Source organism: Sphingobium yanoikuyae, assembly GCF_034424525.1.
Classification (GTDB): Bacteria; Pseudomonadota; Alphaproteobacteria; order Sphingomonadales; family Sphingomonadaceae; genus Sphingobium; species Sphingobium yanoikuyae.
In genome coordinates, this window is sequence record NZ_CP139979.1 from 2,717,697 (window position 1) to 2,744,042 (window position 26,346).

24 protein-coding genes are annotated in these 26,346 nt (G+C 63.3%); 13 read left to right on the forward strand and 11 right to left on the reverse strand.

Features of this window, described 5'->3' with window-relative positions:
- Positions 1–93: 93 nt before the first annotated feature.
- Positions 94–3,636: a calcium-binding protein gene (locus U0025_RS12500; protein ID WP_004207719.1), complete on the reverse strand. Its 3,543-nt coding sequence runs from the start codon at positions 3,634–3,636 to the stop codon at positions 94–96.
- 137 nt (positions 3,637–3,773) lie between these two features.
- A complete protein-coding gene (locus tag U0025_RS12505; RefSeq protein ID WP_323156733.1) occupies positions 3,774–7,205 on the reverse strand; it encodes an autotransporter domain-containing protein in 3,432 nt (1,143 codons plus the stop codon).
- 258 nt (positions 7,206–7,463) lie between these two features.
- On the opposite strand from U0025_RS12505, the gene uvrA reads away from it, so the two are divergent.
- The gene (gene uvrA / locus U0025_RS12510; RefSeq protein ID WP_004207722.1) at positions 7,464–10,379 is read left to right on the forward strand and encodes an excinuclease ABC subunit UvrA; all 2,916 of its coding nucleotides are present in this window, start codon (positions 7,464–7,466) and stop codon (positions 10,377–10,379) included.
- Positions 10,380–10,516: 137 nt separating this feature from the next.
- Here uvrA and U0025_RS12515 read toward each other — a convergent pair whose 3' ends face one another.
- Positions 10,517–11,065 (reverse strand): hypothetical protein, encoded by a 549-nt coding sequence (locus U0025_RS12515; protein WP_157225185.1) that lies wholly within the window; start codon positions 11,063–11,065, stop codon positions 10,517–10,519.
- A 6-nt stretch (positions 11,066–11,071) separates the two neighbouring features.
- The gene (locus tag U0025_RS12520) at positions 11,072–11,548 is read right to left on the reverse strand and encodes a RelA/SpoT domain-containing protein (RefSeq protein ID WP_072893623.1); all 477 of its coding nucleotides are present in this window, start codon (positions 11,546–11,548) and stop codon (positions 11,072–11,074) included.
- A 169-nt stretch (positions 11,549–11,717) separates the two neighbouring features.
- Between U0025_RS12520 and relB the strand changes: the two genes are divergently transcribed.
- The 4 genes from relB (at position 11,718) to U0025_RS12540 (ending at position 13,940) form a co-directional block, all read left to right on the forward strand.
- A complete protein-coding gene (gene relB / locus U0025_RS12525) occupies positions 11,718–11,900 on the forward strand; it encodes a type II toxin-antitoxin system RelB family antitoxin (RefSeq protein WP_004207723.1) in 183 nt (60 codons plus the stop codon).
- Positions 11,900–12,175 (forward strand): type II toxin-antitoxin system RelE/ParE family toxin, encoded by a 276-nt coding sequence (locus U0025_RS12530; RefSeq protein ID WP_004207724.1) that lies wholly within the window; start codon positions 11,900–11,902, stop codon positions 12,173–12,175. The genes relB and U0025_RS12530 overlap by 1 nt, the downstream gene beginning before the upstream one ends.
- A 241-nt stretch (positions 12,176–12,416) precedes the next feature.
- On the forward strand, positions 12,417–13,613 hold the full coding sequence (locus tag U0025_RS12535) for a hypothetical protein (protein WP_004207725.1): 1,197 nt from the start codon (positions 12,417–12,419) through the stop codon (positions 13,611–13,613).
- Between the two features lie 111 nt (positions 13,614–13,724).
- Positions 13,725–13,940 (forward strand): cold-shock protein, encoded by a 216-nt coding sequence (locus U0025_RS12540; protein ID WP_004207726.1) that lies wholly within the window; start codon positions 13,725–13,727, stop codon positions 13,938–13,940.
- Between the two features lie 61 nt (positions 13,941–14,001).
- Here the strand turns inward: U0025_RS12540 and U0025_RS12545 are convergent, their stop codons facing one another.
- A complete protein-coding gene (locus tag U0025_RS12545; protein ID WP_037491660.1) occupies positions 14,002–14,604 on the reverse strand; it encodes a hypothetical protein in 603 nt (200 codons plus the stop codon).
- A 136-nt stretch (positions 14,605–14,740) separates the two neighbouring features.
- On the opposite strand from U0025_RS12545, the gene U0025_RS12550 reads away from it, so the two are divergent.
- Both U0025_RS12550 and U0025_RS12555 read left to right on the forward strand, forming a co-directional pair.
- Complete coding sequence (locus tag U0025_RS12550) at positions 14,741–14,947, forward strand: hypothetical protein (protein ID WP_004207728.1); 207 nt, start codon at positions 14,741–14,743, stop codon at positions 14,945–14,947.
- Between the two features lie 179 nt (positions 14,948–15,126).
- The gene (locus U0025_RS12555) at positions 15,127–15,510 is read left to right on the forward strand and encodes a glycine zipper 2TM domain-containing protein (protein ID WP_004207729.1); all 384 of its coding nucleotides are present in this window, start codon (positions 15,127–15,129) and stop codon (positions 15,508–15,510) included.
- 63 nt (positions 15,511–15,573) lie between these two features.
- Here U0025_RS12555 and U0025_RS12560 read toward each other — a convergent pair whose 3' ends face one another.
- The 4 genes from U0025_RS12560 to U0025_RS12575 form a co-directional block, all read right to left on the reverse strand.
- The gene (locus tag U0025_RS12560) at positions 15,574–16,506 is read right to left on the reverse strand and encodes an electron transfer flavoprotein subunit alpha/FixB family protein (RefSeq protein ID WP_004207730.1); all 933 of its coding nucleotides are present in this window, start codon (positions 16,504–16,506) and stop codon (positions 15,574–15,576) included.
- The gene (locus U0025_RS12565; RefSeq protein WP_004207731.1) at positions 16,503–17,252 is read right to left on the reverse strand and encodes an electron transfer flavoprotein subunit beta/FixA family protein; all 750 of its coding nucleotides are present in this window, start codon (positions 17,250–17,252) and stop codon (positions 16,503–16,505) included. Before U0025_RS12565 ends, U0025_RS12560 begins: the two co-directional genes overlap by 4 nt.
- A gap of 112 nt (positions 17,253–17,364) precedes the next feature.
- Entirely contained in the window at positions 17,365–18,564 is a 1,200-nt protein-coding gene (gene sucC / locus U0025_RS12570) for an ADP-forming succinate--CoA ligase subunit beta (protein WP_004207732.1), read from the reverse strand.
- 147 nt (positions 18,565–18,711) lie between these two features.
- Positions 18,712–19,038, reverse strand: coding sequence for a hypothetical protein (locus U0025_RS12575; protein WP_037491663.1), 327 nt, complete (start codon positions 19,036–19,038; stop codon positions 18,712–18,714).
- Positions 19,039–19,104: 66 nt separating this feature from the next.
- Here U0025_RS12575 and U0025_RS12580 point away from each other — a divergent pair, with 66 nt between their 5' ends.
- Positions 19,105–19,503 carry a low affinity iron permease family protein gene (locus tag U0025_RS12580; RefSeq protein ID WP_004207734.1) on the forward strand — a complete coding sequence of 133 codons (399 nt, stop codon included), beginning with the start codon at positions 19,105–19,107 and terminating at the stop codon, positions 19,501–19,503.
- A gap of 24 nt (positions 19,504–19,527) precedes the next feature.
- On the opposite strand, the gene U0025_RS12585 is transcribed toward U0025_RS12580, so the two are convergent.
- Together U0025_RS12585 and nhaA are read right to left on the reverse strand one after the other, a co-directional pair.
- Positions 19,528–19,710, reverse strand: coding sequence for a hypothetical protein (locus U0025_RS12585; protein ID WP_004207735.1), 183 nt, complete (start codon positions 19,708–19,710; stop codon positions 19,528–19,530).
- 113 nt (positions 19,711–19,823) lie between these two features.
- On the reverse strand, positions 19,824–21,038 hold the full coding sequence (gene nhaA, locus U0025_RS12590; RefSeq protein ID WP_004207736.1) for a Na+/H+ antiporter NhaA: 1,215 nt from the start codon (positions 21,036–21,038) through the stop codon (positions 19,824–19,826).
- 195 nt (positions 21,039–21,233) lie between these two features.
- Here nhaA and U0025_RS12595 point away from each other — a divergent pair, with 195 nt between their 5' ends.
- The 5 genes from U0025_RS12595 (at position 21,234) to U0025_RS12615 (ending at position 26,345) form a co-directional block, all read left to right on the forward strand.
- Positions 21,234–22,619 (forward strand): glycosyl transferase family protein, encoded by a 1,386-nt coding sequence (locus U0025_RS12595; protein WP_004207738.1) that lies wholly within the window; start codon positions 21,234–21,236, stop codon positions 22,617–22,619.
- Positions 22,620–22,786: 167 nt separating this feature from the next.
- The gene (locus tag U0025_RS12600) at positions 22,787–23,656 is read left to right on the forward strand and encodes a hypothetical protein (RefSeq protein WP_257010912.1); all 870 of its coding nucleotides are present in this window, start codon (positions 22,787–22,789) and stop codon (positions 23,654–23,656) included.
- Between the two features lie 57 nt (positions 23,657–23,713).
- Positions 23,714–24,628, forward strand: a complete 915-nt coding sequence (locus U0025_RS12605) for a sulfite exporter TauE/SafE family protein (RefSeq protein ID WP_004207740.1) — start codon at positions 23,714–23,716, stop codon at positions 24,626–24,628.
- Complete coding sequence (locus U0025_RS12610; RefSeq protein WP_004207741.1) at positions 24,625–25,383, forward strand: TIGR02186 family protein; 759 nt, start codon at positions 24,625–24,627, stop codon at positions 25,381–25,383. Before U0025_RS12605 ends, U0025_RS12610 begins: the two co-directional genes overlap by 4 nt.
- Positions 25,384–25,607: 224 nt before the next feature.
- The gene (locus tag U0025_RS12615; protein WP_037490293.1) at positions 25,608–26,345 is read left to right on the forward strand and encodes an AcvB/VirJ family lysyl-phosphatidylglycerol hydrolase; all 738 of its coding nucleotides are present in this window, start codon (positions 25,608–25,610) and stop codon (positions 26,343–26,345) included.
- Position 26,346: the final 1 nt, after the last annotated feature.

The window sequence follows — 26,346 nt, forward strand, 5'->3', positions numbered from 1 at the left end:
TGTGACGTCTCTCAACTTCAAAAAACAATCACTTGGCGCACACCGCATATCATCGCAATGGCCGATGAATTGGCGCGCGAACCGCCTGTCTCCTCACCCCAGGACGATGAAGTCCATATGGGTCAGGCCCAGCCCCGGCGTGACCTGTGCGAACAGCACCGCCGCGCCCGCGCCGCTGCCATCGGCATCATGGAAGATGTTGCCGCTCGCCGCGTCATAGAGGATGCGGTCGTCCGCCTCGCTCGCCACCGATCCGGTCTGGAACGCGCCCTGCGCCAGATAGCCCGCCGGTCCCGCCGCGCCGAAGATCGCCGCATTGAGCAGGATCGTGTCGTCCGCCACCGAAAAGTCGGTGATCCGGTCGACATTGTTCTTGCCCAGCGCCGTGTCGAACACGAAATTGTCATAGCCCGCGCCGCCGGTCAGCACGTCGTTGCCGGCATCGCCGCGCAGCACATTATGCCCCGCATTGCCGGTCACCCGGTTCGCCCCGGCATCACCTTCCGCGTTCAGCGCCGCGCTGCCCAGCAGCTTGATATCCTCCGCCCCGGTGCCATGCAGGTTGAACGATACCGAACTCACCACCAGGTCATGGCCCTCGCCCGCCTGCTCGACCACCCGGTCGCCGGCATTGTCGACATAATAGATGTCGTCGCCCGCCCCGCCGATCATCATGTCGGCGCCCGTCCCGCCGCGCAGGCGGTTGTCGCCGGCATTGCCGGTCAGCACATTGTCCAGGCTGTTGCCGGTCGCCTCGATATCATCGCTGCCGCTCAGCGTCAGTGCCTCGACATTGGCGGCCAGCACATGGTCGATGCTCGACACCACAGTGTCGAAGCCGCCCCCCGCCTTCTCGACCACCTTGTCGCCGATATTGTCGACATAATAGACGTCGTTGCCCGCCCCGCCGATCATCACGTCCGCGCCATCCAGGCCGTTGATGACATTGGCGCCCGCATCGCCGGTCAGCCGGTCGGCAAAGGCCGATCCCTCGACATTCTCGATCCCCAGCAACTGGTCCACGCCCGCGCCGCGCGTATTCTGCGTGCCGCTGACCGCCAGCGACACCACGACCCCCGCCGCCGCATGCGCATAGCTTGCCGTGTCGATGCCAGCCCCGCCGTCCAGATAGTCGCGCCCCGCGCCACCCTCCAGCCGGTCATTGCCATCCCCGCCGAACAGCTTGTCGTCGCCGATGCCGCCGGTCAGGATGTTCGCTGCACCATTGCCGACGATCCGGCTGCCCATGTCGCCGCCGCGGATCGCGATCGCTGCCGTGCCGGTCGCGCGGATTTCCTCGACCGACTGGCCGGCCAGGTCCAGCCCCACGCTGGTCCGGACGATGTCATAGCCCTCGCCGGCGGTCTCGATGACGCGCGTGCCCGCGCCATCGACGATATAGACATCGTCGCCCGCGCCGCCGATCAACAGGTCCGCGCCGCCCTTGCCGTCCAGGATATTGGCGAACTCGTTGCCGACCAACGTATTGGCATTGGCATTGCCGGTCGCGTTCAGCGGCCCCATGCCGGACTCGAGGAACAGCGTCTCGACGTCCCGCCCTGCCAGGCTGTAGGATACGAAGCTGTAGATCGCGTCATTGCCGCCGCCGGCGAGCTCGACCACATTGTCCAGCACGTGGTCGACGATATAGATATCGTCGCCACCCAGCCCGACCATCGTGTCGCCGCCCCAATAACCGTCAAAGACATTGTTGCCGTCATTGCCGGTCAGATGGTCGGAATAGAGCGACCCGTGAATATTCTCGAACCCGCTGATCGTGTCGGTGCCCGACCCTCCGGTCACCTGCGGACCGGTGACGGCCAGCGAAATCGTGACGACGCCGGTCGCAGTCTGATAGTTCAGCGTGTCTAACCCCTCGCCGCCGATCAGCACATTGTTCCCGGCATTGGCCAGGATGATATTGTTCAGCCCATTGCCGATGCCGTTCGCATTGGCGCTGCCGGTCAGGTAGAGATATTCGACGAAATTGCCCGACAGGTCGACGCTCGCGCTGGCGAAGACGCTATCATAGCCCTCGCCGTCCAGTTCCACGATGACGTCGCCAATATTGTCGACATAATAAGTGTCATCGCCCGCACCGCCGATCAGTGTGTCTGCCCCGGCACCACCGTCGAGGCGATCGTTGCCGCCAAAGCCTCTAATCTGATCATCGCCGTCTCCGCCCCAGATCTGATTGTCTGCATCATCTCCGTCCAGCACGTCCCCATGCGCTGAACCGATAATGTTTTCGACACTGATCAGCGTGTCGCCGCCCGTGGCAGCCCCACTGGTTGCAGAACCGCGCGCCAGTTGCACCTGAACAGCACTCGCAGCAGTTGAATAATCGATCGTATCATGCCCCTCGCCGCCGTCAAAGCGATCGGCCCCTGCGCCACTCACGAAACGGTCATTGCCCGCTCCGGCCGTCAAATATACGGGACTGGCGCCGGCTATCACCACATCGTCGCCACCGGCACTGTCCACGTCGACCGATCCCGCTTGAGTAGCGAGTGTCACTATGTCTGCAAAATCGGTGCCGCGCAGATAGGCCAGATTTTCGATATTCTGGAGAGTACCACCAGCCAGAACCAATGGCGCGCCGCCGCGCAATTCATTGACATCGAAAATCACCCCGGCGCTGGCTGCCCCCAACGACAGATAGAGAGTATCGCTACCCTCACCACCGTCGGCGTCATCCCCGGCACCTACTGACAGCACATCATCGCCTGCGCCGCCCGCCAGCACATCCTTTTCAGCTCCCATATCGGGATAGCCCGCAAAATTATTGGCGACAAATTCGCCTGAAGCGAGCCAGTCGCCCTCTTCGCCCCCGAACAGGCGATCCGCACCTACGCCACCAAAGACATAGGTCGCGCCTGCAGTGACATGGATTTCGTCGTTCCCCTCATCGCCATACATACGGCCAGGCCCATAATAGGTGAATTGCGCCACGATATAATCGTCACCCGATCCACCATGGGCAGTGGCGCTGGCATAGATGATGTCGTTGCCTGCATCACCAGACGCCGTAGCAATGCCTTCGCCCATGATCAGCGTGTCATTTCCATTGCCACCGACGAGGATGGTCAACTGTCCACCCACGAGATAATCGTCACCATCGCCGCCTGAAATATATTGGGTGTCAAATGCGCCGACCACGCGATCATCGCCGCTCATCGCGTAAATGACGGTATCGCCACCCAGATTGCGCAGATTGATGTTGTCCGAAAAATTGCTTCCTTGGATCCAGTTTACAAACCAGATGTTGCTGATCGTTCCGGCACCATTCGCATTGGTCGCGTCATCAAAGTCGAGGGTTGCGCCACTGGTCGCGCCCATCAGGCTAATGAATAACCGGTCGTCGCCATCGCCCACGACCGTGTCATTATAGCCCGCGAAGATGAAATCCTCTCCCTCGCCCCCATCTAGCAAATCGGCTTCCGCGCCGGTATCCAGCAGTGGATTGGCGAGGTAATAGATGCTCCCATAGAAATTCGGCATACGTCCTGCGGCATACAGAAAATCGGTGCCACCGCCGCCATACAGGCTATCCGAGCCGCCATTGCCGACAAGGACGTCACCCTCCCAGTCACCGTAAAATATGTCATTCCCGGCGCCCCCCACAAAATCCGTCATGCAGCACACCCCCTGTTTGCCCTGCGCTGACATACGTTGAAATATTCGGCAATAACAATGCCATATTTATCGTCTGCTGATCGCGGTGCGCTCCCCCCTTCCGAACAAATCATGCCAGGCACAGCGCATCCGCCGCGCTAGAATCGGAAGGACAGATTTCCCCGCCATTGCCAGCTCGACAGGCCGCCCGATCCGATCCCGTAATATTCGCCCGATCCGATCAGCGCGACATTGCCGCGCAACTGGATGCGCGTGCCGAACCGGACCGATCCCACCGCAGGCGTGGTCGCGATCAGGCGCAGGTCAGGCCCCAGGACACGGCCGCCATTGGGGCGCAGATAGGCAAAATCGACGCCGCCCTCGACATAGGGGGTGATGACCATATCATCCGATCGGAACGGCCGGCTGATCTCCAGCGACGTCGCCACCGCGCCATAATCATAGCGCGCATCGCCCTGCAGCACGCGCAGGTCGATACCGCCCACCTCGCCCTGCAGGACATAATCGTCGTGCCAGATGCTGGCATAGCTCCACGACAGGCGGGGCCGCAGCAGGAAGCTGCCGAGCGGACGCTGCGCGCTGATCCCGACCGTGCCCGACAGGGTGAAGCTGTCATGCTTGCCCGACAGCATCAGCACATGCTGTTCATATTCGCCGAAGTTGAAGCCGATGCTGGCATCCAGCACCACGTCCGAATTTGCCATCCGATGCACCATATAGGGCTTCACCGTGATGGAATCGGCCTGCTGGCGCATGCCGCCATTGAAGGATTTATAATCCGAATTGCCGAACTGGATGGCCAGGCCGGCGACGGTGCGCTTGTCGATCCAGCGATCCAGGCCAATATTATACTGGTTCGCGCTGCCCCTGGTCCGGGCACCGGAACGGTCGTCCTTCAGCGTCGAATGGTTCCATTCTGCCCAGGCGGTCCAGCGCCGACGGGCATTGGCTGCAATCCTGCAGGCCTTTTCAATAAGCTGCGGATCGCCCCGCAATCGGCCTTCACGTCCGGCCCGGCAGACCTCATCGGCGGTCATCAGCATCGGGCGCCGCTCGTCACGGCCCGGCGCGACACCGGGCGGAGCGATCGGCGGCAGCGTCTCGGGGCGCGGCCGTAATTCCGGCGTCACCGTATCGGGATCGGGCCGCAGCCCCGGCGTCACCGTATCAGGATCGGGCCGCAAGCCCGGCGTCACCGTATCCGGATCGGGCCGTAGCCCCGGCGTCACCGTATCAGGATCAGGGCGCAGTCCCGGCGTCACCGTATCCGGATCGGGTCGCAAGCCCGGCGTCACCGTATCAGGATCAGGACGCAGGCCCGGCGTCACCGTATCCGGATCGGGCCGTAGCCCCGGCGTCACCGTATCGGGATCGGGCCGCAGTCCCGGCGTCACCGTATCAGGATCGGGCCGTAGCCCCGGCGTCACCGTATCAGGATCGGGCCGCAGTCCCGGCGTCACCGTATCAGGATCGGGCCGCAGTCCCGGCGTCACCGTATCAGGATCGGGCCGCAGTCCCGGCGTCACCGTATCAGGATCGGGCCGCAGTCCCGGCGTCACCGTATCAGGATCGGGCCGCAGTCCCGGCGTCACCGTGTCCGGATTGGGCCGCAGTCCCGGTGTCACCGTATCCGGATCGGGCCGTAGCCCCGGCGTCACCGTATCCGGATCGGGCCGCAAGCCCGGCGTCACCGTATCAGGATCAGGGCGCAGTCCCGGCGTCACCGTATCCGGATCAGGCCGCAGACCCGGCGTAACCGTATCGGGATCGGGCCGCAGCCCCGGCGTCACCGTATCAGGATCGGGCCGCAAGCCCGGCGTCACCGTATCGGGATCAGGCCGCAGACCCGGCGTAACCGTATCGGGATTGGGCCGCAGACCCGGCGTCACCGTATCAGGATCGGGCCGCAAGCCCGGCGTCACCGTATCGGGATCAGGCCGCAGACCCGGCGTAACCGTATCGGGATTGGGCCGCAGTCCCGGCGTCACCGTATCCGGATCGGGCCGCAGCCCCGGCGTCACCGTATCGGGATCAGGACGCAGACCCGGCGTCACCGTATCCGGATCGGGCCGCAAGCCCGGCGTCACCGTATCCGGATCGGGCCGTAGCCCCGGCGTCACCGTATCCGGATCGGGCCGCAGTCCTGGCGTCACCGTATCCGGATCGGGCCGCAAGCCCGGCGTCACCGTATCCGGATCGGGCCGCAAGCCCGGCGTCACCGTATCCGGATCGGGCCGTAGCCCCGGCGTCACCGTATCCGGATCGGGCCGCAGTCCTGGCGTCACCGTATCCGGATCGGGCCGCAAGCCCGGCGTCACCGTATCCGGATCGGGACGCAGACCCGGCGTCACCGTATCCGGATCGGGACGCAGACCCGGCGTCACCGTATCTGGATCGGGCCGCAGCCCCGGCGTCACCGTATCAGGATCAGGCCGCAGACCCGGCGTCACCGTATCCGGATCGGGCCGCAGCCCCGGCGTCACCGTATCGGGATCAGGACGCAGACCCGGCGTCACCGTGTCCGGATCAGGACGCAGACCCGGCGTCATCGTATCCGGATCGGGCCGCAGTCCCGGCGTCACCGTATCCGGATCAGGCCGCAAGCCTGGCGTCACCGTATCGGGGTCAGGTCGCAATTCGGGTGTCGGTGTATCAGGGTCCGGGCGGACTTCCGGTGTCACCGTATCGGGGTCTGGTCGCACCTCCGGCGTAATGGGAACGGGCACCGGCCGCAGTTCGGGCGTGACGATTTCGGGATCAGGATGCAATTCCGGCGTCACCGTATCCGGATCGGGTCGTAGCCCCGGTGTCACCGTGTCCGGATCAGGACGCAGACCCGGCGTCACCGTGTCCGGGTTCGGCCGCAACTCCGGCGTCACCGTATCCGGATTGGGCCGCAAGCCTGGCGTCACCGTATCGGGGTTCGGCCGCAACTCCGGCGTCACTAGATCAGGGTTCGGCCGCAAGCCCGGCGTCACCGTATCGGGGTTCGGCCGCAACTCCGGCGTCACGGTCCCGGGCAAGGGGCGCAGGCCGGGTGTGATCAGATCCGGATTGGGCCGCAATTCCGGCGTTACCGTATCCGGCAGGGGACGCAGCCCCGGCGTCACCGTATCCGGGTTCGGCCGCAATTCCGGCGTGATCAGATCGGGCAGTTCCGGGTCGGGCCGGTTCCAGTGATCGGGGAAATTGATGCCGCCCGGATACTGATCGGCGGAATCGACGAAATTATCATATTCCGAATATTCAGAGCGGATATGGGCAAACAGATTATGGGTGCCGCCATTTTCCCGCACGATGGGAGAAACTGTCAGGTGCAACCCCGTATCGGGCTGGGTCCAGCTATCCACCCGCTCACCGGTCTCGGCAAAGACGACGAAAAACTCCCCCGGATCAACGCCGGACAGCCAGACGGAACGGTCCTTGCCCTCGGTCCAGCCAAGAAAGACGATCCGTCCTGCCGGTGTTTCGGTCTGGGCCATCACGCCCGTCGTCGGCAATGTCATGCCCGCGACGCTTCCCGCCACGCACAGGACGCCCGCATGCCAATGGAGCCGCCAATATGTCATGCCGCTTTTCTACGTGCGGTCCCATAGCCGCTGCCATCCATAGAAACCCCGAGACAGGCCGAGACGCCCCCGCAGCCGACCCAGAAACGCCCTCCGGCCGGCGCAGCGCGCCATCGTCCACGCCCGGCCATCTTCCCCTGGCCGCTCCCCCTTCCTATCTTGCCTCCCGACCGGGCAACGCCCCCTTGCCCCCACGGAACAAATCTGGAACAACGCCCCCATGAGTCTGACCCATATTCCGAAGCAGAGGTTTACCGAATGCTGACCCACATCAGCGTCCGCGGCGCGCGCGAGCATAACCTCAAGGGCGTGGACGTCGATCTGCCCCGCGACAGCCTGATCGTCATCACCGGCCTCTCCGGCTCGGGCAAGTCCAGCCTCGCCTTCGACACCATCTATGCCGAGGGGCAGCGCCGCTATGTGGAGTCGCTCTCCGCCTATGCGCGCCAGTTCCTGGAGATGATGCAGAAGCCCGATGTCGAGCATATCGAGGGCCTCTCCCCCGCCATCTCGATCGAGCAGAAGACCACCAGCCGCAACCCGCGCTCCACGGTCGCGACCGTCACCGAGATTTACGACTATATGCGCCTGCTCTGGGCGCGCGTCGGCATCCCCTATTCGCCCGCCACCGGCGAGCCGATCAGCGCCCAGACCGTCAGCCAGATGGTCGACCGGGTGATGCTCCTGCCCGAAGGCACCCGTTTCTACCTGCTCGCCCCCGTGGTGCGCGGCCGCAAGGGCACATACGCCAAGGAACTGGCCGAATGGCAGAAGGCGGGCTACACCCGCGTCCGCATCGACGGCGAGCTTTACCTGATCGAGGATGCCCCCGCCCTCGACAAGAAATACAAGCATGACATCGAGGTCGTGGTCGATCGCCTGGCGGTCAATGCCGACATGGCCACCCGCCTCGCCGACAGTTTCGAACAGGCGCTCAAACTCGCCGACGGCCTCGCCTTCGTCGACCTGGCCGAGGGCGTCGTACCCGGCCGCGAGGACGAAGCCCAGTCCGCGGGCAAGATGAAGAATGCCGGCATCCCCGCCAACCGCATCGTCTTTTCCGAGAAATTCGCCTGCCCGGTCAGCGGCTTCACCATTCCCGAGATCGAGCCGCGCCTCTTCTCCTTCAACGCCCCGATGGGCGCCTGCCCGGCCTGCGACGGCCTGGGCGAGCGGCAGGAGTTCGACCCCGAACTGGTCGTCCCCAACGAAGCCCTTTCGCTCAAGAAGGGCGCCGTCGTCCCCTGGGCCAAGTCCAACCCGCCCAGCCCCTATTATATGCAGGTCTTGGGCTCCCTCGCCAAGGAATTCGGCTTCTCCCTCGACACCGCCTGGGCCGAGCTGCCGGGCGAAGTGAAGCTCATCATCCTCCACGGCACCGGCGGCAAGCCCGTCACCCTGCGCTTCGTCGACGGCAAGAAGAGCTACGAGGTCAAGAAGCCGTTCGAGGGCGTGATCGGCAATCTCAACCGCCGCCTGCTCCAGACCGAAAGCGCCTGGATGCGCGAGGAACTGAGCAAATATCAGACCGCCATGCCCTGCGAGACCTGCCACGGCGCGCGCTTGAAGCCCGAGGCGCTCGCGGTCAAGATCGCCGGCGAGGACATTTCCGTCTCCACCCGCCGCTCGGTGGTGGACGCGCTCGCCTTCTTCACCGCGATGCCCGACGCGCTCAATGAGCAGCAGAACCAGATCGCCCGCGCCATCCTCAAGGAAATTGTCGAGCGCCTCGGCTTCCTCAACAATGTCGGCCTCGACTATCTGAACCTCGATCGCACATCAGGCACCCTGTCGGGCGGCGAAAGCCAGCGCATCCGCCTCGCCAGCCAGATCGGCTCGGGCCTCTCGGGCGTCCTCTACGTCCTCGACGAACCCTCGATCGGCCTGCACCAGCGCGACAATGACCGGCTGCTCGTCACCCTGAAACGTCTCAGAGACCTCGGCAACAGCGTCATCGTCGTCGAGCATGACGAGGATGCGATCCGCGCCGCCGACTATATTGTCGACATGGGGCCGGGCGCCGGCGTCCATGGCGGCACCATCGTCGCCCAGGGCACCCTGCCCGAACTGCTGGCGCACAAGGACAGCCTGACCGCGGATTATCTGAACGGCACCCGCCGCATCGAAGTCCCCGCCAAGCGCCGCAAGGGCTCGGGCAAGAAGCTCACCGTCCACAATGCCCGCGCCAACAACCTCACCGGCGTCACCGCGTCGATCCCGCTCGGCACCTTCACCTGCATCACCGGCGTGTCGGGATCGGGCAAGTCCAGCTTCACCATCGACACCCTCTATGCCGCCAGCGCCCGTACCCTCAACGGCGCCCGCATCGTCGCCGGCCCGCATGACAAGATCACGGGCCTGGAACATTGCGACAAGGTGATCGACATCGACCAGTCGCCCATCGGCCGCACCCCGCGCTCCAACCCGGCCACCTATACCGGCGCCTTCACCAATATCCGCGACTGGTTCGCGGGCCTCCCCGAAGCGCAGGCGCGCGGCTACAAGCCGGGCCGCTTCTCCTTCAACGTCAAGGGCGGCCGCTGCGAAGCCTGTCAGGGCGACGGCGTGCTCAAGATCGAGATGCACTTCCTCCCCGACGTCTATGTCACCTGCGACGTCTGCCACGGCGCCCGCTACAACCGCGAGACGCTGGAGGTGAAGTTCAAGGGGATGAGCATCGCCGACGTCCTCGACATGACGGTCGAGGATGCGGTCGAATTCTTCAAGGCCGTGCCGCCGATCCGCGACAAGATGGCGATGCTGGCCGAAGTGGGCCTTGGCTATATCAAGGTCGGCCAGCAGGCGACGACCCTGTCGGGCGGCGAAGCCCAGCGCGTCAAGCTCGCCAAGGAATTGTCGCGCCGCGCCACCGGCAACACCCTCTATATCCTCGACGAACCCACCACCGGCCTGCATTTCGAGGATGTCCGCAAGCTGCTGGAAGTCCTCCACGCCCTGGTCGAACAGGGCAACAGCGTCGTGGTGATCGAGCATAATCTCGATGTCATCAAGACGGCGGATTATATTATCGACATGGGACCGGAGGGCGGCGTGAAAGGCGGCGAAGTCGTCGCGCAAGGCACGCCGGAGCAGGTGGTGAAGGAGAAGCGCAGCTTTACGGGGCAGTATCTCGCGCCGCTTTTGGCCCAACCGAAGACCGAGGCTGCAGAATAACAGAGATCGCGTTCAACCGTCGGATGAACGGTCGAACGCGATCCGCTTTAGAATGGCAAAGCCGTAAAGAAGAATCTTAGACTGATCGCGCACTCCGCCCCTATTTCCGAAGTCAGAGACAACAACATTGAAGCGCTTCATACCGCCAAAGCATCTTCAATCATCGAAACAAATTCAGTTGTGTCTGCAAAATAGTTTCGGAATGTTACACGCATATTGTCAAAAGAGTCAGCCCTAACCAGAACAACATCCGCCTCATCAGACAATTTCTCTTCTAAAGCGTTATATCTTTCGAGCGCCCTAAATACGTTGTCAAAAGGGTATATTTCCAGTTCGCTAGCATTCTCATCTTCCGGCTTAACATAGGGGAAAACGAGAACGTTATTTTTCTTGAAATCTATATCCACAACTTTTGTGTTTACACTGCGAAAGAGTCCCAAAATTCTAGTCTTCTGCTCACACTCGCTAAAGCCATCCCGAACTTCTTGGAGGGACAGATTTGGCAAGCACGAAGTACTACCTTCATAATGCCTAGCTATTAATTCGCTAGCAAACCGAAATTGATCTATTAATTCCTGACTTCCTTGGCCAAATTTCGGCTTATTCATTGTAAGAAGCCCTGCGACTTCAACAGCAGTAGACCAAGCATGCTGGGAAAATGTTCTGAATTGAATTTCAACATTCAATCCATTCTATGTCTTGCCACCTTCTGATCGCACATCATACTCATAAACCTCATGAATACCACGGTATCCATCCGGCTTAGGGTTCACGAGATAATTCCACTTTTCTTCGTTATCGGCACCACGGCGCTTATGATTAAAATTTGCATTATGAAGACTGTTTCTGAATAATAATAGCTCTTCAACAGTATCAAAAATTATACGGCATCCGGCGATATCATGCATTCTCGAAAGTTGCATATCGGGAAATCGCCGAACCTTGTTCTCAATCGTTGGCCGCCGTTTCAGCCGCGTCCCTACGACTGCCGCACTATCTTTTGTTCTTTTCCTAAGGGTAGCTTGGAAGGTATTGAGGACATAAGCGTGCGATGCACGCCAATTTTCCATGACTTCAATGTCTTCTGCTGTAGCGGCACCCTCGCCAATCGCCTTACCCGCGCGATTGACCCGGCTCTTAGAAAATTTCGGAGAAACCCAGTTGACCATACCTTGGCGTAGCAAGGCATGGCCGCAGAGGAAATAGACTAACCTAGATTTTCAGGAGATCAGCTTGCCGCGCGATGGCTTTATCACCTCATAACGAAGCCATCCGAAATGGATCAATCATCCATCCCAGAGATTGGCTCTCCTCAGCATCGCTGATACTCTCACTCCGATGACCAAGCTCACCCCCATCGAGTCCGAATTTGCGACGACCGAGGAAGCCGCCGCCTATGAGGCTTGGTTCAAGGCGGAGGTTGAGGCCAGCATGGCCGATCCCCGGCCGGGCGTGCCGCACGATCAGGTGATGGCCGAATTGCGCGCGATCATCGACGCCAAGAAGGCCCGGCAGGACTGATGCCACACGTCATCTGGCGCGAGAAAGCGCGAGAAGACGTGCGCACTATCATCGACTATATTTCTGATCGCAATCCGACGGCTGCGCTGCGCCTGACCGACCTGTTCGCCCATGTCGCAGAACAATTGGTCTATCATCCCCATATGCACCGCAGCGGGCGCGTTCCCGACACGCGCGAAGCAATCGTCACGCCCAACTATATCCTCGTCTACCGGATCAGTGCCGAAGCGATCGAAATCCTGAACGTCAAGCACACCCGCCAGCAATATCCTTGATACCGCGAACAACCGCTACGCAGGAGTTGGTCTCCAGTGCGTCCAGACGGAGCCGAAAAGGGCGTTTTTCGAGTAACGGAGCGCAGCGCACTTCAAGTACGTAAGCACCGGAACGCAGAAAGGCGCGCTTTGCAGGCCCCTATGGGCGTACTGGTGGCCAATTCCTATTCCGCTGTCCTACAACCCGCCTTTCTGCCTACCCTTCCGGCAACGCGTCCTCTTTCCCTGAAAGGGCCTTGCCATGTCCTGCGCATTTCCGCCGATCACGCCGCCCCTGCCGGACACCATCCCCACGCCCGATCCGCAGCGGCGGGTCGATGGCTGGAGCCCGGCGCGCCAGCGGCGCTTCCTGGAGATACTCGCCGCCACCGGCGTCATCATGCTCGCCTGCGAAGGGGTGCGCATCACCGCGCGCTCGGCCTATAGCTTGCGCATCCGCCATGACGGCGCCGCCTTTCGCCTCGGCTGGGACGCCGCGATCCTGATCGCCCGCGCCCGCCTGGCCGACGATCTCCTGTCGCGCGCGATCATGGGCAGCGAGGAGACGATCCGCAAGGATCCCGACAATTACGAAGTCCGCCGCCACCGCCATGACAATCGCCTCGCCATGTCGATGCTCGCGCGGCTCGATCGCATGGCCGACAGCCCGCCCGAAGGGTCGGATGCCGCGCTCGCCCGCGTCGTGGCCCAGGATTTCACCGCCTATCTCGACCTGATCTGCCCGGCCGAGGATGCCGACAAGGAGTCCGAACTGATCGGCCTGCCGCGCACCGGCATGGAGCGCATGGCCCGCGACATGGCCGACGCCCGCCTGCTCAACGGCGACCAGCCCGAGACGCCCGACCCCGTCGAACCCGAGGTCGCAACAGCCCTCGCCCCCGCCGCCTCGGTCGCGCTGTTCATCGCCGCCCGGCTCGCGCTCCAGCCCGGTGCGAAACGCCCGCCCATCCAGCCCGGAATCTCGCCCTTTTCCGACCGCAATGAACGGTGTGAACTTCCGCCCCATATCCACCGCGCCGACCTGCCGCCCGAGGAGGCCGCGACCCGTTTGCGCGGCGTCTGGTGGGATGAGGATCGCGAGCAATTGCGCACCGATTACCCCGCCCCGCCCGGCTTCACCGGCGACCAGAGCGAGGATTATTACGATATCGACGAGTATGACCGCGCCCTGACACAAGCCGAGGAGGCCGCCTATGCCGCGGAGCTGGAGGCGCAGGCCCGCCCCTATGAGGAAGCCGCAACCCGCGCCCGCGACGCCCGTTTCGGCTTCGCGCCGGGCAGTGACGAGGAAATCGCCGTGCTGGAAGCGGCCGGTTACGAGCTTCTGAACGAGGATGAGGAAGACGAGGCGGAAGAGGAGGACGCGGCGGCAGCCCCCGCCGAAACGGCCAGTGATTTGCCAGGACGCCCGCAATGCCGTACAAGGGCGCTGCTATAGTCGCAAATCGACGGTCTTCGGCGCTTTGCGGCACCTATCTCCCTCTTTCCCTGCCCCTCTAGCGACCCGGCGTGCCCGCCATGGGTCCGCCGCATGAAAGAAGGAAATATCATGAGCAGCATCACCGGAACCGTGAAGTTCTTCAACGCCGACAAGGGCTATGGCTTCATCGAGCCCGACACCGGCGGCCAGGACGCGTTCGTCCACATCAGCGCGGTCGAGCGCGCCGGCCTCGCCACCCTGCGCGAGAAGGACCGCGTCACCTATGACCTGGAGCAGGACAAGCGCGGCAAGATGGCCGCGGTGAACATCGCCCACGCCGAATAATCGGCCAATCGAGCCGGGCGCCACCTCACCGTGGCGCCCGGTCCCGATTTATCCGGCCCGGTCAGATATAATCCTCGGCGATGCTGGCGCCCAGCAGGATCAGGTTCGCCGCGATCAGCATCGCCATGTTCGCGCGCCGGCTCCGCACCCGCAGCAGCGCGACCAGCAGGGTCAGCAACCCCACCAGCCCGCCCAGCAGGATCGGCGCGGCATAGGGGGCGAGCGGTCCGGCGGGGGCATCGGCGACCGGCCTTACCTCTTCCAGCACGCCCTGGCCGATCGTGACCGCGACATTGGCCAGCAGCAGCCCGCCGATCACCATCCGCTTCTGCCGGTCATACCAGTCGTCGAAATCGGGCCATTGTTCCGGCTCGTCGGGAAAGATCAGCGACGCGGCAAGATGATAGACGCCCACGATCGCCAGCACCACGACCAGCGTCAGATAGCTCGCATCCATCTGGTCCCGCATGATATAGGCGCTGCCCCAGAAGCTGGTGAGGTCCAGCAGCACGAACAGCCCCAGCAGCGGCGTCAGCCAGCCGATCCGCACCGGCTTGGCCGTCCGCTTGAGCTTCAGCGCACGGGCAAAGCCGCCCAGCACCTCGGCGATCGCCAGCCCCAGCAGCAGCCCGAACACCGCGAACACCAGATCGAATGCCGACATTGCCACCCCCTTGTCACGGCGGCCCCCGCCACCGTCCGTCGCAAGACTAGCAAGGCCCGTCGCGGACGCAATCATGCTCGGAACCCTTGTCGCCGACGCCGGTTCTTTTCCCCGACTGGCAACCAAGGAGTTCCCCATGATCCGCACCCTGATTTTCGGCGCCATCGCCGGCTATGTCGGCAAGAAGCTCTATGACGACGGCAAGCTGACCGAGTTCAAGGACGACCTCGTCGCCCGCTACAACGAAGCCCGTGCCAAGCTGGAGGACCAGCGCATCCAGGACAGCCCGGCCCCGGTCGTCACCCCGGCCACGGCCAGCGGCGCCTCGCCCCTGGCCCATTAAGCCCCATCCCCTCGGCGGCGCGTCCCCTCGACGCGCCGTTGATGCCGTCCGCTCGCTGCCGCACTCCCCTCTCGATGGCAGTGGCGGGCGGTTTCGCGTTTCTGATCAGTATCTTGGCGCAACCTTCGCGCCGCTTGCGGGTTCTCCTCGCGACAGGGAAAAGAAGAGGAGACTATCCCGTGCGTACCCCCATAATGGCGCTTGCCGCCCTTGCCATGCTCCCGCTCGGCGCCTGCGCCTCGGACAATTATGGCGGCGGCTATGGCTATGACCGCCCCGGCGGCTACAACCGTCCGCCCGGCGGCCGTGACCGCGACCGGGATCGCCGCCCGCCGCGCCGCCATCTCGGCGACAATGACCAGATCTACCGCGACCGCGACGGCCGCTATTATTGCAAGCGGGATGACGGCACCACCGGCACCATCGTCGGCGCCATCGCCGGTGGCGTGCTCGGCAATGTCATCGCTCCCGGCGGCTCCAAGACGCTCGGCACCATCCTGGGCGGCGCCGGCGGCGCCCTTGCCGGCCGGGCCATCGACAAGAACGACATCAACTGCGAATAGCCCGCACAGAAAAAGGGCGTGGGAATCGCTCCCCACGCCCTTTCCTACTCAAGCCAATTCGGCTTACAGCTTGCCGGTCAGTTCCGGCACCACCTTGAACAGATCACCGACCAGGCCGATGTCGGCCACCTGGAAGATCGGCGCATCCTCATCCTTGTTGATGGCGACGATGGTCTTGCTGTCCTTCATGCCGGCCAGATGCTGGATCGCACCAGAAATGCCGACGGCGATATAGACTTCCGGCGCGACGATCTTGCCGGTCTGGCCGACCTGATAGTCGTTGGGGACATAGCCCGCATCGACCGCAGCGCGCGAGGCACCCACGGCCGCGCCCAGCTTGTCGGCCAGCGGCATGATATATTCCTCGAAGGTCGGACCGTCCTTCAGCGCGCGGCCACCCGACACGATCACCTTGGCGCTGGTCAGCTCGGGCCGTTCCAGCTTGGCGATCTCGGCGCCGACGAAGGCGGAAATGCCCTTGTCGCCGGTCGAGGCCACGGCTTCCACCGCGCCGCTGCCGCCGTCCTTGGCCGCCTTTTCAAAGGCGGTGCCGCGAACGGTGATGACCTTCTTGGCGTCCTTCGACTTGACGGTCGCGATCGCGTTGCCGGCATAGATCGGGCGAGTGAAGGTATCTTCGCTCTCGACCGACAGGATATCGCTGATCTGCATGACATCGAGCAGCGCGGCGACGCGCGGCGCGATATTCTTGCCGTTGCTGGTGGCCGGCGCGACGAACGCATCATGATGGCCCATCAGCTCGACGATCAGCGGCGCGACATTCTCCGGCAGCGCATGGCCAAAGGCCGCGTCGTCGGCGACATGGACCTTGCCCACGCCGGCGATCTTGGCGGCTTCGGCGGCCACGCCGTCGACGCCCTGGCCTGCGACCAGCAGATGGACTTCGCCCAGCTTGGCGGCGGCGGTCACGGCGGAAAGGGTCGCATCCTTGACGGCGCCGCCCTCATGTTCAACCCAAACGAGCGTCTTCGTCATGCTGCAACTCCCAGAGCCTTGAGCTTGGCCACCAGTTCATCGACATCGGCAACCTTGATGCCGGCCGAGCGCTTGGGCGGTTCGGAGACCTTTAGCGTCTCCAGACGGGCGGCGATGTCGACGCCGTAATCAGCCGGGGTCTTGTTCGCCAGCGGCTTGGACTTGGCCTTCATGATGTTGGGCAGCGACGCATAGCGCGGCTCATTGAGGCGCAGGTCAGTGGTGATGATCGCCGGGGTGTTGAGCTTCACCGTCTCCAGGCCGCCATCGACTTCGCGGGTGACGTTGACCTTGTCGCCCTCGACCTCGACCTTGCTGGCGAACGTGCCCTGCGGCAGGTTCAGCAGCGCGGCGAGCATCTGGCCGGTCTGGTTGCTGTCATCGTCGATCGCCTGCTTGCCCAGGATGATCAGGCCAGCACCTTCCTCTTCCTGCACCTTGGCGAGCAGCTTGGCCACGCCCAGCGGTTCGACTTCGTCATCGGTCTGGATCAGGATGGCGCGGTCCGCGCCCATCGCCAGCGCGGTGCGCAGCGTTTCCTGCGCCTTGGCGACGCCGATCGATACCGCCACGACCTCGGTCGCCGCGCCCTTTTCCTTCAGGCGAATGGCTTCCTCGACGGCGATTTCGTCGAACGGGTTCATGCTCATCTTGACGTTGGCCAGGTCCACGCCCGTGCCATCCGCCTTCACGCGCGGCTTTACGTTGTAGTCGATAACCCGCTTCACGGGAACAAGGATCTTCATTTCAACATCCTCCATTTTCACGCCATCGCCCGCCAACGCGAACACGGACGTGGGCGACCCGTTTCCAGGTCACCCACGCCCTATGGCGTATCTTCTCAGGTGATTAGGGGGCTCAGGCCGCCTTCCTCACTTCTGCCACGATCTTCTTGGCCGCATCGCCCAGGTCATCCGCGGGGACGATCGGCAGACCCGAATTGGCCAGAATGTCCTTGCCCTGCTGGACGTTGGTGCCTTCCAGGCGGACAACCAGCGGAACCGACAGGTTCACTTCCTTGGCAGCCTCGACGATACCATTGGCAATGATGTCGCACTTCATGATGCCGCCGAAGATGTTGACCAGAATGCCCTTAACGGCCGGGTCCTTCAGGATGATCTTGAACGCTGCGGTCACCTTTTCGGTGGTGGCGCCGCCACCCACGTCCAGGAAGTTGGCGGGGAATTCGCCGTTCAGCTTGATGATGTCCATGGTCGCCATGGCCAGGCCAGCGCCGTTCACCATGCAGCCGATGTTGCCGTCCAGCTTGATGTAGGCGAGGTCGTACTTCGACGCTTCGACTTCGGCAGCATCTTCCTCGGTCAGGTCGCGCAGTTCGGCGATGTCCTTGTGACGGAACATGGCGTTGCCGTCGAAACCGACCTTGGCGTCGAGGACGAGGAGGTTGCCCTGCTCGGTCAGCGCCAGCGGGTTGACTTCGATCTGCTCGGCGTCGGTGTCGAGGAACGCGGCGTAGAGCGACGCGGCAACCTTCGAAGCCTGCTTGGCGAGGTCGCCGGTCAGGCCGAGCGCAGCGGCAACGGCGCGGCCGTGGTGCGGCTGGAAGCCGGTGGCCGGATCGACCGAGAAGCTGTGGATCTTTTCGGGGGTCGAGTGGGCGACCTCTTCAATGTCCATGCCGCCTTCGGTCGACACGACGAAGGCGATGCGGCTGGTGGCGCGATCGACCAGCAACGCCAGGTAGAATTCCTTGGCAATGTCGGCGCCGTCGGTGATGTACAGACGATTGACCTGCTTGCCCGCTTCGCCGGTCTGGATGGTGACCAGCGTGTTGCCGAGCATGTCGGTGGCGTGGGCCTTCACCTCGTCCAGGTTGAAGGCGAGGCGGACGCCGCCCTTGGCTTCGGGGGCCAGTTCCTTGAACTTGCCCTTGCCGCGGCCACCAGCGTGGATCTGCGACTTCACGACATAGAGCGGCCCGGGCAGCTTCTTGGCGGCCTCGACGGCTTCCTCGACGGTGAAGGCAGCGTGACCGGCGGCGATCGGCGCGCCATACTTGGCGAGCAGTTCCTTCGCCTGATATTCGTGAATGTTCATGGGCTAGCCCGTCCTTTGTTCACAGGAAAACTGTTGAGGCGGGTTAAGCACAGGCGAGGAAGCAGGGCCAGAGCCATTTCGCAAAACGACTTTGCAAAATTGCAAAACCCTTGCGAAGCCCGACCCTGCTTTATTGTGAAATCGGCGTCAGAAGGAGCAGTGGATGGCGGCCTTGCTGGTCACCAGGAAAATCTCCGGATCCTCCAGCGCACGGACCTTATAGAGCAGTTCGTCCATGCTCATCTTGCCCATGTGCGACTTGTGGAGCGAGGCGATCGACTGGAGCCGCCGCAACTGCACCAGGCTGAGCCGATCGACCATGCGTTCGGCCATGCAGCCCGCCATGCGCGGCGAAAGACCAGCATCGATCAGCCCGGCGCGCACGCGTGATTCGGGGGAAACGCTGGCGCAGGAGGCCAGCAGAAGGGAGCCGGCGAGCACGCCGATCGTTGCACGAAAAGATATGGTTGCCATGGGCACGGCCATGACAGCAGATGGCTGAACAGAGCCTAAATGCGCAGGACAGCCAAAGGAGTTTGCATGGATCGGATATTTTCCGCCCTGTCGGCACGGATCGCCAGTTGGACTGGCCAGCCGCTCGCCTTCATCCTGGCGGTCGGCGTGGTATTGATCTGGGGCGTGACCGGCCCGCTCTTTCATTATTCCGACACTTGGCAACTGGTGATCAATACCGGCACGACCATCGTAACCTTCCTGATGGTCTTCCTGATCCAGAATGCCCAGAACCGCGACGGCGCCGCGATCCAGGCCAAGCTCGACGAACTGATCCGTTCGATCGAGACCGCGCGCAACGATTTCATCGGCATCGAACATCTGACCGAAGCCGAACTGGAAAAGATCAAGACGATATTGGAACGGGAATGCGGTGCCGATGGCCCGCATCAGGAAGTGATCGATCGCCTGATTTCCCGTCGATAGCGCGATGAGGCAACGGCCGGAGAATCAATGTGCCGGAATGATCAGCCTCTCCTGCTGCTCATTGCGCCTGCGATAGGCTTCGACCTGATCGATATAACCGCGTGCCAGCCCTTCATAGGCAGCGCGCCCCTCGGGCGATGTTGTTGCCTGCGCGTTTATCAGCGACATCTGCTGGCGATGCAGCAGATAGTTGACGTCCGTCTCCATCGGTTCGCCCTCCTCCCGTATTTTTCGAAAGTGCGGTCGGCGCGCTGACGCGAAGCGAGTCGCGGCAACGGCAAGGCGATAGTAGCATGAAGGTTAATGCTACGCGATTCCCCTCACCCTGCGCCCCGCTCGACCGAACGCGGCGCTGGTGCAAAACGCAGCACCGCATAACCGCACAGCGCGGACAGCAAGGATCCGCCAAGGATGCCGATCTTGGCCTCCTCGACCAGCAATGGCTGCCCCGGAAAGGCGAGCGCGCCAATGAACAGGCTCATGGTGAAGCCAATGCCGCACAACAGCGCCATGCCGTAAATCTGCACCCAGGTCGCCCCCGAAGGCCGCGCCGCGATGCCCAGTTTCTGCGCCAGCCAGATGCTACCGAACACGCCCAGTTGCTTGCCAAGCAGCAGCCCCAGCGCCACGCCGATCGGCAAGGGACTGAGCAGAGCGCCGATCGCTTCGCCATTGAGCGTGATGCCGGCATTGGCAAAGCCGAAGAGCGGCACGATCAGATAGGCGCTCCAGGGATGGATCAGATGTTCCAGGCGATGGAGCGGACTGTCCACCGCATCCGGCGCACCCGGCGTGCGATTGACCGGGATGGTGATGGCGGCGAGCACGCCCGCGATCGTGGCATGTACGCCCGACAGCAGCATCAGATACCAGAGCAGCAGGAAGCCGATGAGATAAGGTGCCAAGGATCGCACACCGACACGGTTCATCCCGAACATGACCAGCAGGACGACAAAGGCGCCGGCCAAAGCCATGATATCCAGCCCCTGGCTATAGGCCAGCGCAATGATCGCCACCGCGCCCATGTCGTCGACGATCGCGACCGCCGTCAGGAACAGTTTGATCGATGCGGGCGCCCGCGATCCCAGCAGCGCCAGAACCCCGATCGCAAAGGCAATATCGGTGGCCGCCGGGATCGCCCAGCCGCGCGCCAGGGCCGGTTCCCCAGCCGTAACGGCCAGATAGACCAGCGCCGGCGCGATCATGCCCGCCCCCGCCGCGATGAAAGGCAGGCGCCGCCTCTCCCAGGTGGACAGGCCGCCATCGACGAACTCACGTTTGATCTCCAGCCCGACGAGCAGGAAGAAGATCGCCATCAGTCCGTCATTGACCCACAAATGGATCGTCATGGGACCGAGCGCAGGAGCAAGCACCGGCCCCGTCACCATATGGAAGATGTCATGATAGACATGGCCGGCAGCACCCGGAAGATTCGCCATGATCATTGCGATCGCGGCCGAAATCATCAGCAAGACGCCACTGCCTGCTTCTCCCTTCAGGAAATTCCTGATGGCGGACACGGGCCGTTCGGTCACGTCTCTTCTCCATAAGTGCTTGCCGGTATTGCCATTCTTCCCCCTTAGGGAAATTTCCGCTCAGGTCCAACCCAGATCCGCCGGCCAATGTTGACAGCTTTTCTCCAAAATACTTGGAAGACCGCTGTTCTCATGACATAAATTCACCCAGCCGCATGGCGATCGGGACAGGGGAAATCCGGGATCGTGGGGGACATGCTCTTTGGCGCGCTACAGGCGCTGCATTATGAGATATTGTTGTTCGCGGTCATCGGCTTTGCATTGGGCGGGCTGGATGATCTGGCGATCGACCTTCTGTTCCTGATCCGCCGAGCCTGGCGGGCGGTCCGGTACCCTCGCCGCCTCCGCATGACGATGGCGACATTGCCGCCGTCATCGACGCCCGGCCGTATCGCCATCTTCATTCCCGCCTGGCAGGAAGCGGAGGTCATCGGCGCGATGCTGCGCCATGCCGTACATTGCTGGGGCGATGCCGATTATCGCATATTCGTCGGCGCCTATCCCAATGATCCGGCGACGATCGACGCGATCGCATCGGCCGCCATCGATCAACCGCATATCATATTGTGCGTGAATGACCGCCCCGGTCCGACCACCAAGGCCGATTGCCTGAACATCAACTGGCGCAGCATGCTGGCGGAGGAAGGTCGAAGCGGCATCCGGTTCAAGGCCATCGTCATGCATGATGCCGAAGACGTCGTGCATCCCGATGAAATCCGGCTGTTCGATCATATGATCGACCGGTTCGCGCTCGTGCAGTTGCCGGTACTCCCCCTCCCCGGTCGCGGCACCTGGTTTTCCCGTGCCATCGCCAATCATTATTGCGATGAGTTTGCGGAAGCCCATGGGAAGTCCCTGACAGTAAGGGAATTTCTTGGTGCATCCATTCCCTCTGCTGGCGTCGCCTGCGCCTTTGAAAGAAATATATTGGCCGCTCTCGCCCCGCATGCTGGCGCTGGGCCATTCGATCCGGGATCATTGACCGAAGACTATGAGGCAGGGTTGCGGATCGCCGACATGGGCGGCCGGGGCATCTTCCTGCGCATCCGTGATGCTCAAGGCCGACTGGTCGCGACCCGCGAATATTTTCCCGACAGCGCCCCGGCCGCCATCCGCCAGAAGGCACGCTGGATCATCGGCATTTCGCTTGCCGGCTGGGACCGGATGGGCTGGCAGGGTGGCCCGGCCGAATGGTGGATGCGGATCAGGGACCGGCGCGCCACCCTTGCGGCCCTGATCATCGTCGCCGCCTACGCCACGCTACTGCTCTGGAGCATGTTGGAACTGGCGCGCCCATTCCTGACACCGCAAATGCGCCCGTCGACGCCGCTGATCGACAGCTTGCTGACGCTCAATCTCTGGCTCATGGCATGGCGCATCATGATGCGCGCGACCTTTGCCGGTCATGCCTATGGCTGGCGGCATGGACTGGCGGCCGTGCCGCGCATGTTCGTCGGCAACGCGATCGCTATCTTGGCTGCCCGGCGCGCCGTGATCCTCTATGTCCAGTCGCTTCTGGGCAAGCCGCTGGTGTGGGACAAGACGCAACATCGCTTCCCCGACATGGAGGAGCAGGCATGATCGGATCATCGGCCGATGGACGGCCGGTGCGCTTCTTTTTCATGCTGTGCATCGGCTGGACCGGCATGCGCCTGTTCGGCACGATCGCTTCGACAGCGCCGCTACCGGCGACAGTGCCAGCCCCGGCCAAAGGCAGTCGGATCGACTCCCCCACTCGTCAGGAGCGCATGATCCCGATCATCCACAGAGCAGAGACAGCAATATATTCTGGCAATAAGTGGCAACCCATCCGTGCGAGTTCGCCCTTCAAGCCAGTCCATATCTCTTATGCCATCGCGCCACTATCGACTACATGGTCGTTGACCTCTGGCGCCTCCGGACAAAGAGTTCCCCTAGGCCGGCCCAAAGCCATGGAACCGCTTGCCATTTCGGTATCGACCATATCGCCCGTCGGTCATGATCGCTGGCAAGGCAGCGCCTGGCTGCTCTGGCGCTCCGGCGGTGGTTCATCCGCAGACCTGGCCACGGTGGGGCGCCTCGGCGGGTCGCAGACCGGCGCACGGATCGACTTCGACCTGATGCCCCGATCCTCGGGGCGCCTTGCAGCTTATGGTCGGGCCACGACGGCCCTCCAGTCGCCCGAAGCGCCCGAAACTGCGATCGGCCTGTCCTATCAGCCAGTACGCCATATTGCCGTCAGCCTTGCCGCCGAACGACGGATCGCGCTCGATACCCAGGCGCGCGACGCCTTCGCGCTGTTGCTCGTCGGCGGTTTCGGCCCCAAACCCGTTGCCGGGGCGATCGAGGCCAGCCTTTATGCGCAGACTGGCATAGTGGGGCTGCACAAGCGCGATCTTTTCATCGACGGAAAATTCTCGCTGCTCGCGCCGATCAAGGACAGCCCTCTGCGCGTTGGTCTCAGCCTGTCTGGTGGTGCGCAACCCGATGTCGAACGACTGGATATCGGCCCCGAAATCCAGTTTCGCCTGCCCCTTCCAGCGATCGCCGCACGCATCGGGATCGAATGGCGTGAACGCGTCGCCGGTCAAGCCAAACCGGCTTCCGGCCTGGCGGTCACGCTCGCCGCCGATTTTTAAGCCTCTAGCCATCTCGCGGCTTTCGCTCGGAGTCTTTTGTCTCTAACCCGATGGGGCATGGATCTATACCTGCCCATCGCCAATCTGTCGGTGAACGCCCTGGTCATCATCGGACTGGGTGGCGTCGTCGGCCTGTTGTCGGGCATGTTCGGCGTGGGTGGCGGCTTCCTCACCACGCCGCTGCTCATCTTCTATGGCATCCCGCCCACGGTCGCAGCAGCCTCCGCTGCCAGCCAGGTGACCGGCGCCAGCGTGTCCGGCGTCGTGACCCACATGTCGCGCGGCACCGTCGATTTCCGCATGGGCGGCGTGCTGATCGCCGGCGGCGTGGTCGGCGCGGGCCTTGGCGTCCTCATTTTCCGCCTGCTCCAGTCGCTGGGGCAGATCGATACGGTGATCGGCATTCTCTATGTGCTGATGCTGGGCGGCATCGGATCGCTGATGGCGAAGGAGTCGATCCAGGCACTGATCGCGCTCAAGACAGGCAAGCGCATGCAGGCGCGCAAGCGCCGCCACCATCCGCTGGTCGCCGCACTGCCGATGCGCTGGCGCTTCTATCGCTCGGGCCTCTATATCTCGCCGCTGGCGCCGCTGCTGCTGGGCATGGCAACCGGCATCCTGACCATGTTGCTGGGCGTGGGTGGCGGCTTCATCCTGGTGCCGGCGATGCTCTATCTGCTCGGCATGAACACCCAGTCGGTGGTCGGGACATCGCTGTTTCAGATCCTGTTCGTCACCATGGCGACGACGATGATGCATGCGATGACGACCAAGGCGGTCGATCTGGTGCTGGCCATGCTGCTGCTGATCGGCAGCGTCACCGGGGCACAGGTCGGCACCCGGCTGTCGATGACGATCCGCCCGGAATATCTGCGCATCCTGCTCGCCGCGATCGTGCTGCTGGTCGCCGCGCGCATGGCGCTGGGGCTCGGCTGGCGGCCCGACGAAATCTTCACGATCGACGTGAAATGAGGATACCCCGCCTTATCCTGCCGGCCCTGGCCCTGCTGCTGAGTGCCGCGGACGAACCGCAACTGGTGCCCGATGTGTCGCAGCGCGAGGTCGAGATCCAGTACAGCTTCACCGGCGCGGACCTGCTGCTGTTCGGCGCCATCGTCTATCCCGACGGTCGGCGTCCGGACAAGCCGGCGGACATCGTCGTCGTGCTGAAGGGCCCCGAACAGTCGATCACCATGCGCGAGAAGCAGAAGGTTGCCGGCATCTGGGTCAATGCCGACCGCGCCCGCTTTCGCTCTGCGCCCAGCTTCTATGCCATGGCCTCCTCCCGGCCGATCGCCCAGATCGTCGACGAGCGCACGGCCGCAATCTACGAACTGGGCGTCGACAAGCTGCAACTGTCCCCCTCTTCGCTCAACGACAGCGCGGAACTGGACCGGTTCCAGGCTGGCCTGGTCGATCTGCGCCAGCGCAACGGCCTGTTCATCGAACGCCCCGGCACGGTGGAGATCAGCGACGGCGTGCTCTATCGCGCCCGCCTGCCGCTTTCGGCCCGTGTGATCGTAGGCGACTATACCGCCGAAACCTTCCTGGTGCAGGACGGCCGCGTCGTGGCAGCGGCCGTGCGCGACATCCATGTCCGCAAATCGGGCTTCGAACAGTTCATGGCCGTCGCGGCCGAACGCTGGTCTTTCCTCTATGGCCTGACCGCCATCGCCCTGGCCGTCGGCATGGGCTGGGCCGCCGGCGCAGTCGCCCGTCGCATCTAATCGACCGCCTCTCCAAAAGTTCATCTTCCAGCCACGCTACTGCAGGCCTTCATGGACCATATCGGTCGTGCCACCTCCCCTCCCCCTTGGGTGGCACGAAACAGGCCAGCTTGGACCAGCTGGCCGAACGGTCGGAACGCGTGGGTCTTGTTCCGGCCGCCCACAGCCCGGCACGTCGGTCTCCTCCCGACGTGCCGGGCGCTCGGGTCGATCGAGGAGACGGCATGATGGCGCGCGGTGGCAAGAGCATCCGGTATATCCTGCCCATCCTGATCCTGGCCCTTCTCGCTGCAACCTTCCAATGGCTCGGCTATCTGGGCGGCGATCCCTTTTCCCTCTCCCGCCCTCAGGGCTATCGGCCGGGCCATGGCACGCCGATCGCCATCATCCTGTCGGGCGACATGGGCATGAAGGTCGGCATGGGGCCGGGGATCATGGCACGCCTGACGCAAGACGGCCTGCCGACCGTCGGCGTCAATTCGCTGACCTATTTTCGCAGGACCCGCAGCCCGGCAGAGGCCACCGCGCTGATCAGCCAGGCCCTGGCCCGGGCCCACAGCATCGATCCCGCCGCGCCGGTCATCCTGATAGGCCAGTCCTTCGGCGCCGACATGGCGCATGTCGGCCTTGCCGCGCTGCCTCCCGCCCAACGCCATGCCATCGCCATGGTGGCGCTGGTCGTGCCAGGCGCCACGGTCGAATATCGCGCTTCGCCCGGTGAGATATTCACCTTTGCCATGGCTGAGGCGGACGCCCTGCCGACCGCGCGCAAGCTCGACTGGGCGCCTTTGCTCTGCGTCCATGGACAGGAGGAAACGGCCAGCCTGTGCCCATTGCTGCACCAGCCCAATGGGCAGACCGTCGCGCTGCCGGGCGGTCATCCATTGCACCATGATGTCGATGCGCTCTACCATGTCCTGCACGCGGCCTTCGCCCGGCAGGGATTGATCCGGAAGACCTGAC

Excerpts from the sequence above, each read along its gene's own strand:
- U0025_RS12520 (WP_072893623.1), bottom strand. The coding sequence starts at position 11,548 with ATGGTCAACTGGGTTTCTCCGAAATTTTCTAAGAGCCGGGTCAATCGC.
- U0025_RS12580 (WP_004207734.1), top strand. The coding sequence starts at position 19,105 with ATGGATCGGATATTTTCCGCCCTGTCGGCACGGATCGCCAGTTGGACT.
- U0025_RS12505 (WP_323156733.1), bottom strand. The coding sequence starts at position 7,205 with ATGACATATTGGCGGCTCCATTGGCATGCGGGCGTCCTGTGCGTGGCG.
- uvrA (WP_004207722.1), top strand. The coding sequence starts at position 7,464 with ATGCTGACCCACATCAGCGTCCGCGGCGCGCGCGAGCATAACCTCAAG.
- U0025_RS12615 (WP_037490293.1), top strand. The coding sequence starts at position 25,608 with ATGATGGCGCGCGGTGGCAAGAGCATCCGGTATATCCTGCCCATCCTG.
- U0025_RS12605 (WP_004207740.1), top strand. The coding sequence starts at position 23,714 with ATGGATCTATACCTGCCCATCGCCAATCTGTCGGTGAACGCCCTGGTC.
- U0025_RS12560 (WP_004207730.1), bottom strand. The coding sequence starts at position 16,506 with ATGACGAAGACGCTCGTTTGGGTTGAACATGAGGGCGGCGCCGTCAAG.
- U0025_RS12585 (WP_004207735.1), bottom strand. The coding sequence starts at position 19,710 with ATGGAGACGGACGTCAACTATCTGCTGCATCGCCAGCAGATGTCGCTG.
- U0025_RS12610 (WP_004207741.1), top strand. The coding sequence starts at position 24,625 with ATGAGGATACCCCGCCTTATCCTGCCGGCCCTGGCCCTGCTGCTGAGT.
- relB (WP_004207723.1), top strand. The coding sequence starts at position 11,718 with ATGACCAAGCTCACCCCCATCGAGTCCGAATTTGCGACGACCGAGGAA.
- U0025_RS12600 (WP_257010912.1), top strand. The coding sequence starts at position 22,787 with ATGATCCCGATCATCCACAGAGCAGAGACAGCAATATATTCTGGCAAT.
- U0025_RS12575 (WP_037491663.1), bottom strand. The coding sequence starts at position 19,038 with ATGGCAACCATATCTTTTCGTGCAACGATCGGCGTGCTCGCCGGCTCC.
- U0025_RS12540 (WP_004207726.1), top strand. The coding sequence starts at position 13,725 with ATGAGCAGCATCACCGGAACCGTGAAGTTCTTCAACGCCGACAAGGGC.
- U0025_RS12530 (WP_004207724.1), top strand. The coding sequence starts at position 11,900 with ATGCCACACGTCATCTGGCGCGAGAAAGCGCGAGAAGACGTGCGCACT.
- U0025_RS12595 (WP_004207738.1), top strand. The coding sequence starts at position 21,234 with ATGCTCTTTGGCGCGCTACAGGCGCTGCATTATGAGATATTGTTGTTC.
- U0025_RS12550 (WP_004207728.1), top strand. The coding sequence starts at position 14,741 with ATGATCCGCACCCTGATTTTCGGCGCCATCGCCGGCTATGTCGGCAAG.
- U0025_RS12535 (WP_004207725.1), top strand. The coding sequence starts at position 12,417 with ATGTCCTGCGCATTTCCGCCGATCACGCCGCCCCTGCCGGACACCATC.
- U0025_RS12500 (WP_004207719.1), bottom strand. The coding sequence starts at position 3,636 with ATGACGGATTTTGTGGGGGGCGCCGGGAATGACATATTTTACGGTGAC.
- U0025_RS12565 (WP_004207731.1), bottom strand. The coding sequence starts at position 17,252 with ATGAAGATCCTTGTTCCCGTGAAGCGGGTTATCGACTACAACGTAAAG.
- sucC (WP_004207732.1), bottom strand. The coding sequence starts at position 18,564 with ATGAACATTCACGAATATCAGGCGAAGGAACTGCTCGCCAAGTATGGC.
- U0025_RS12545 (WP_037491660.1), bottom strand. The coding sequence starts at position 14,604 with ATGTCGGCATTCGATCTGGTGTTCGCGGTGTTCGGGCTGCTGCTGGGG.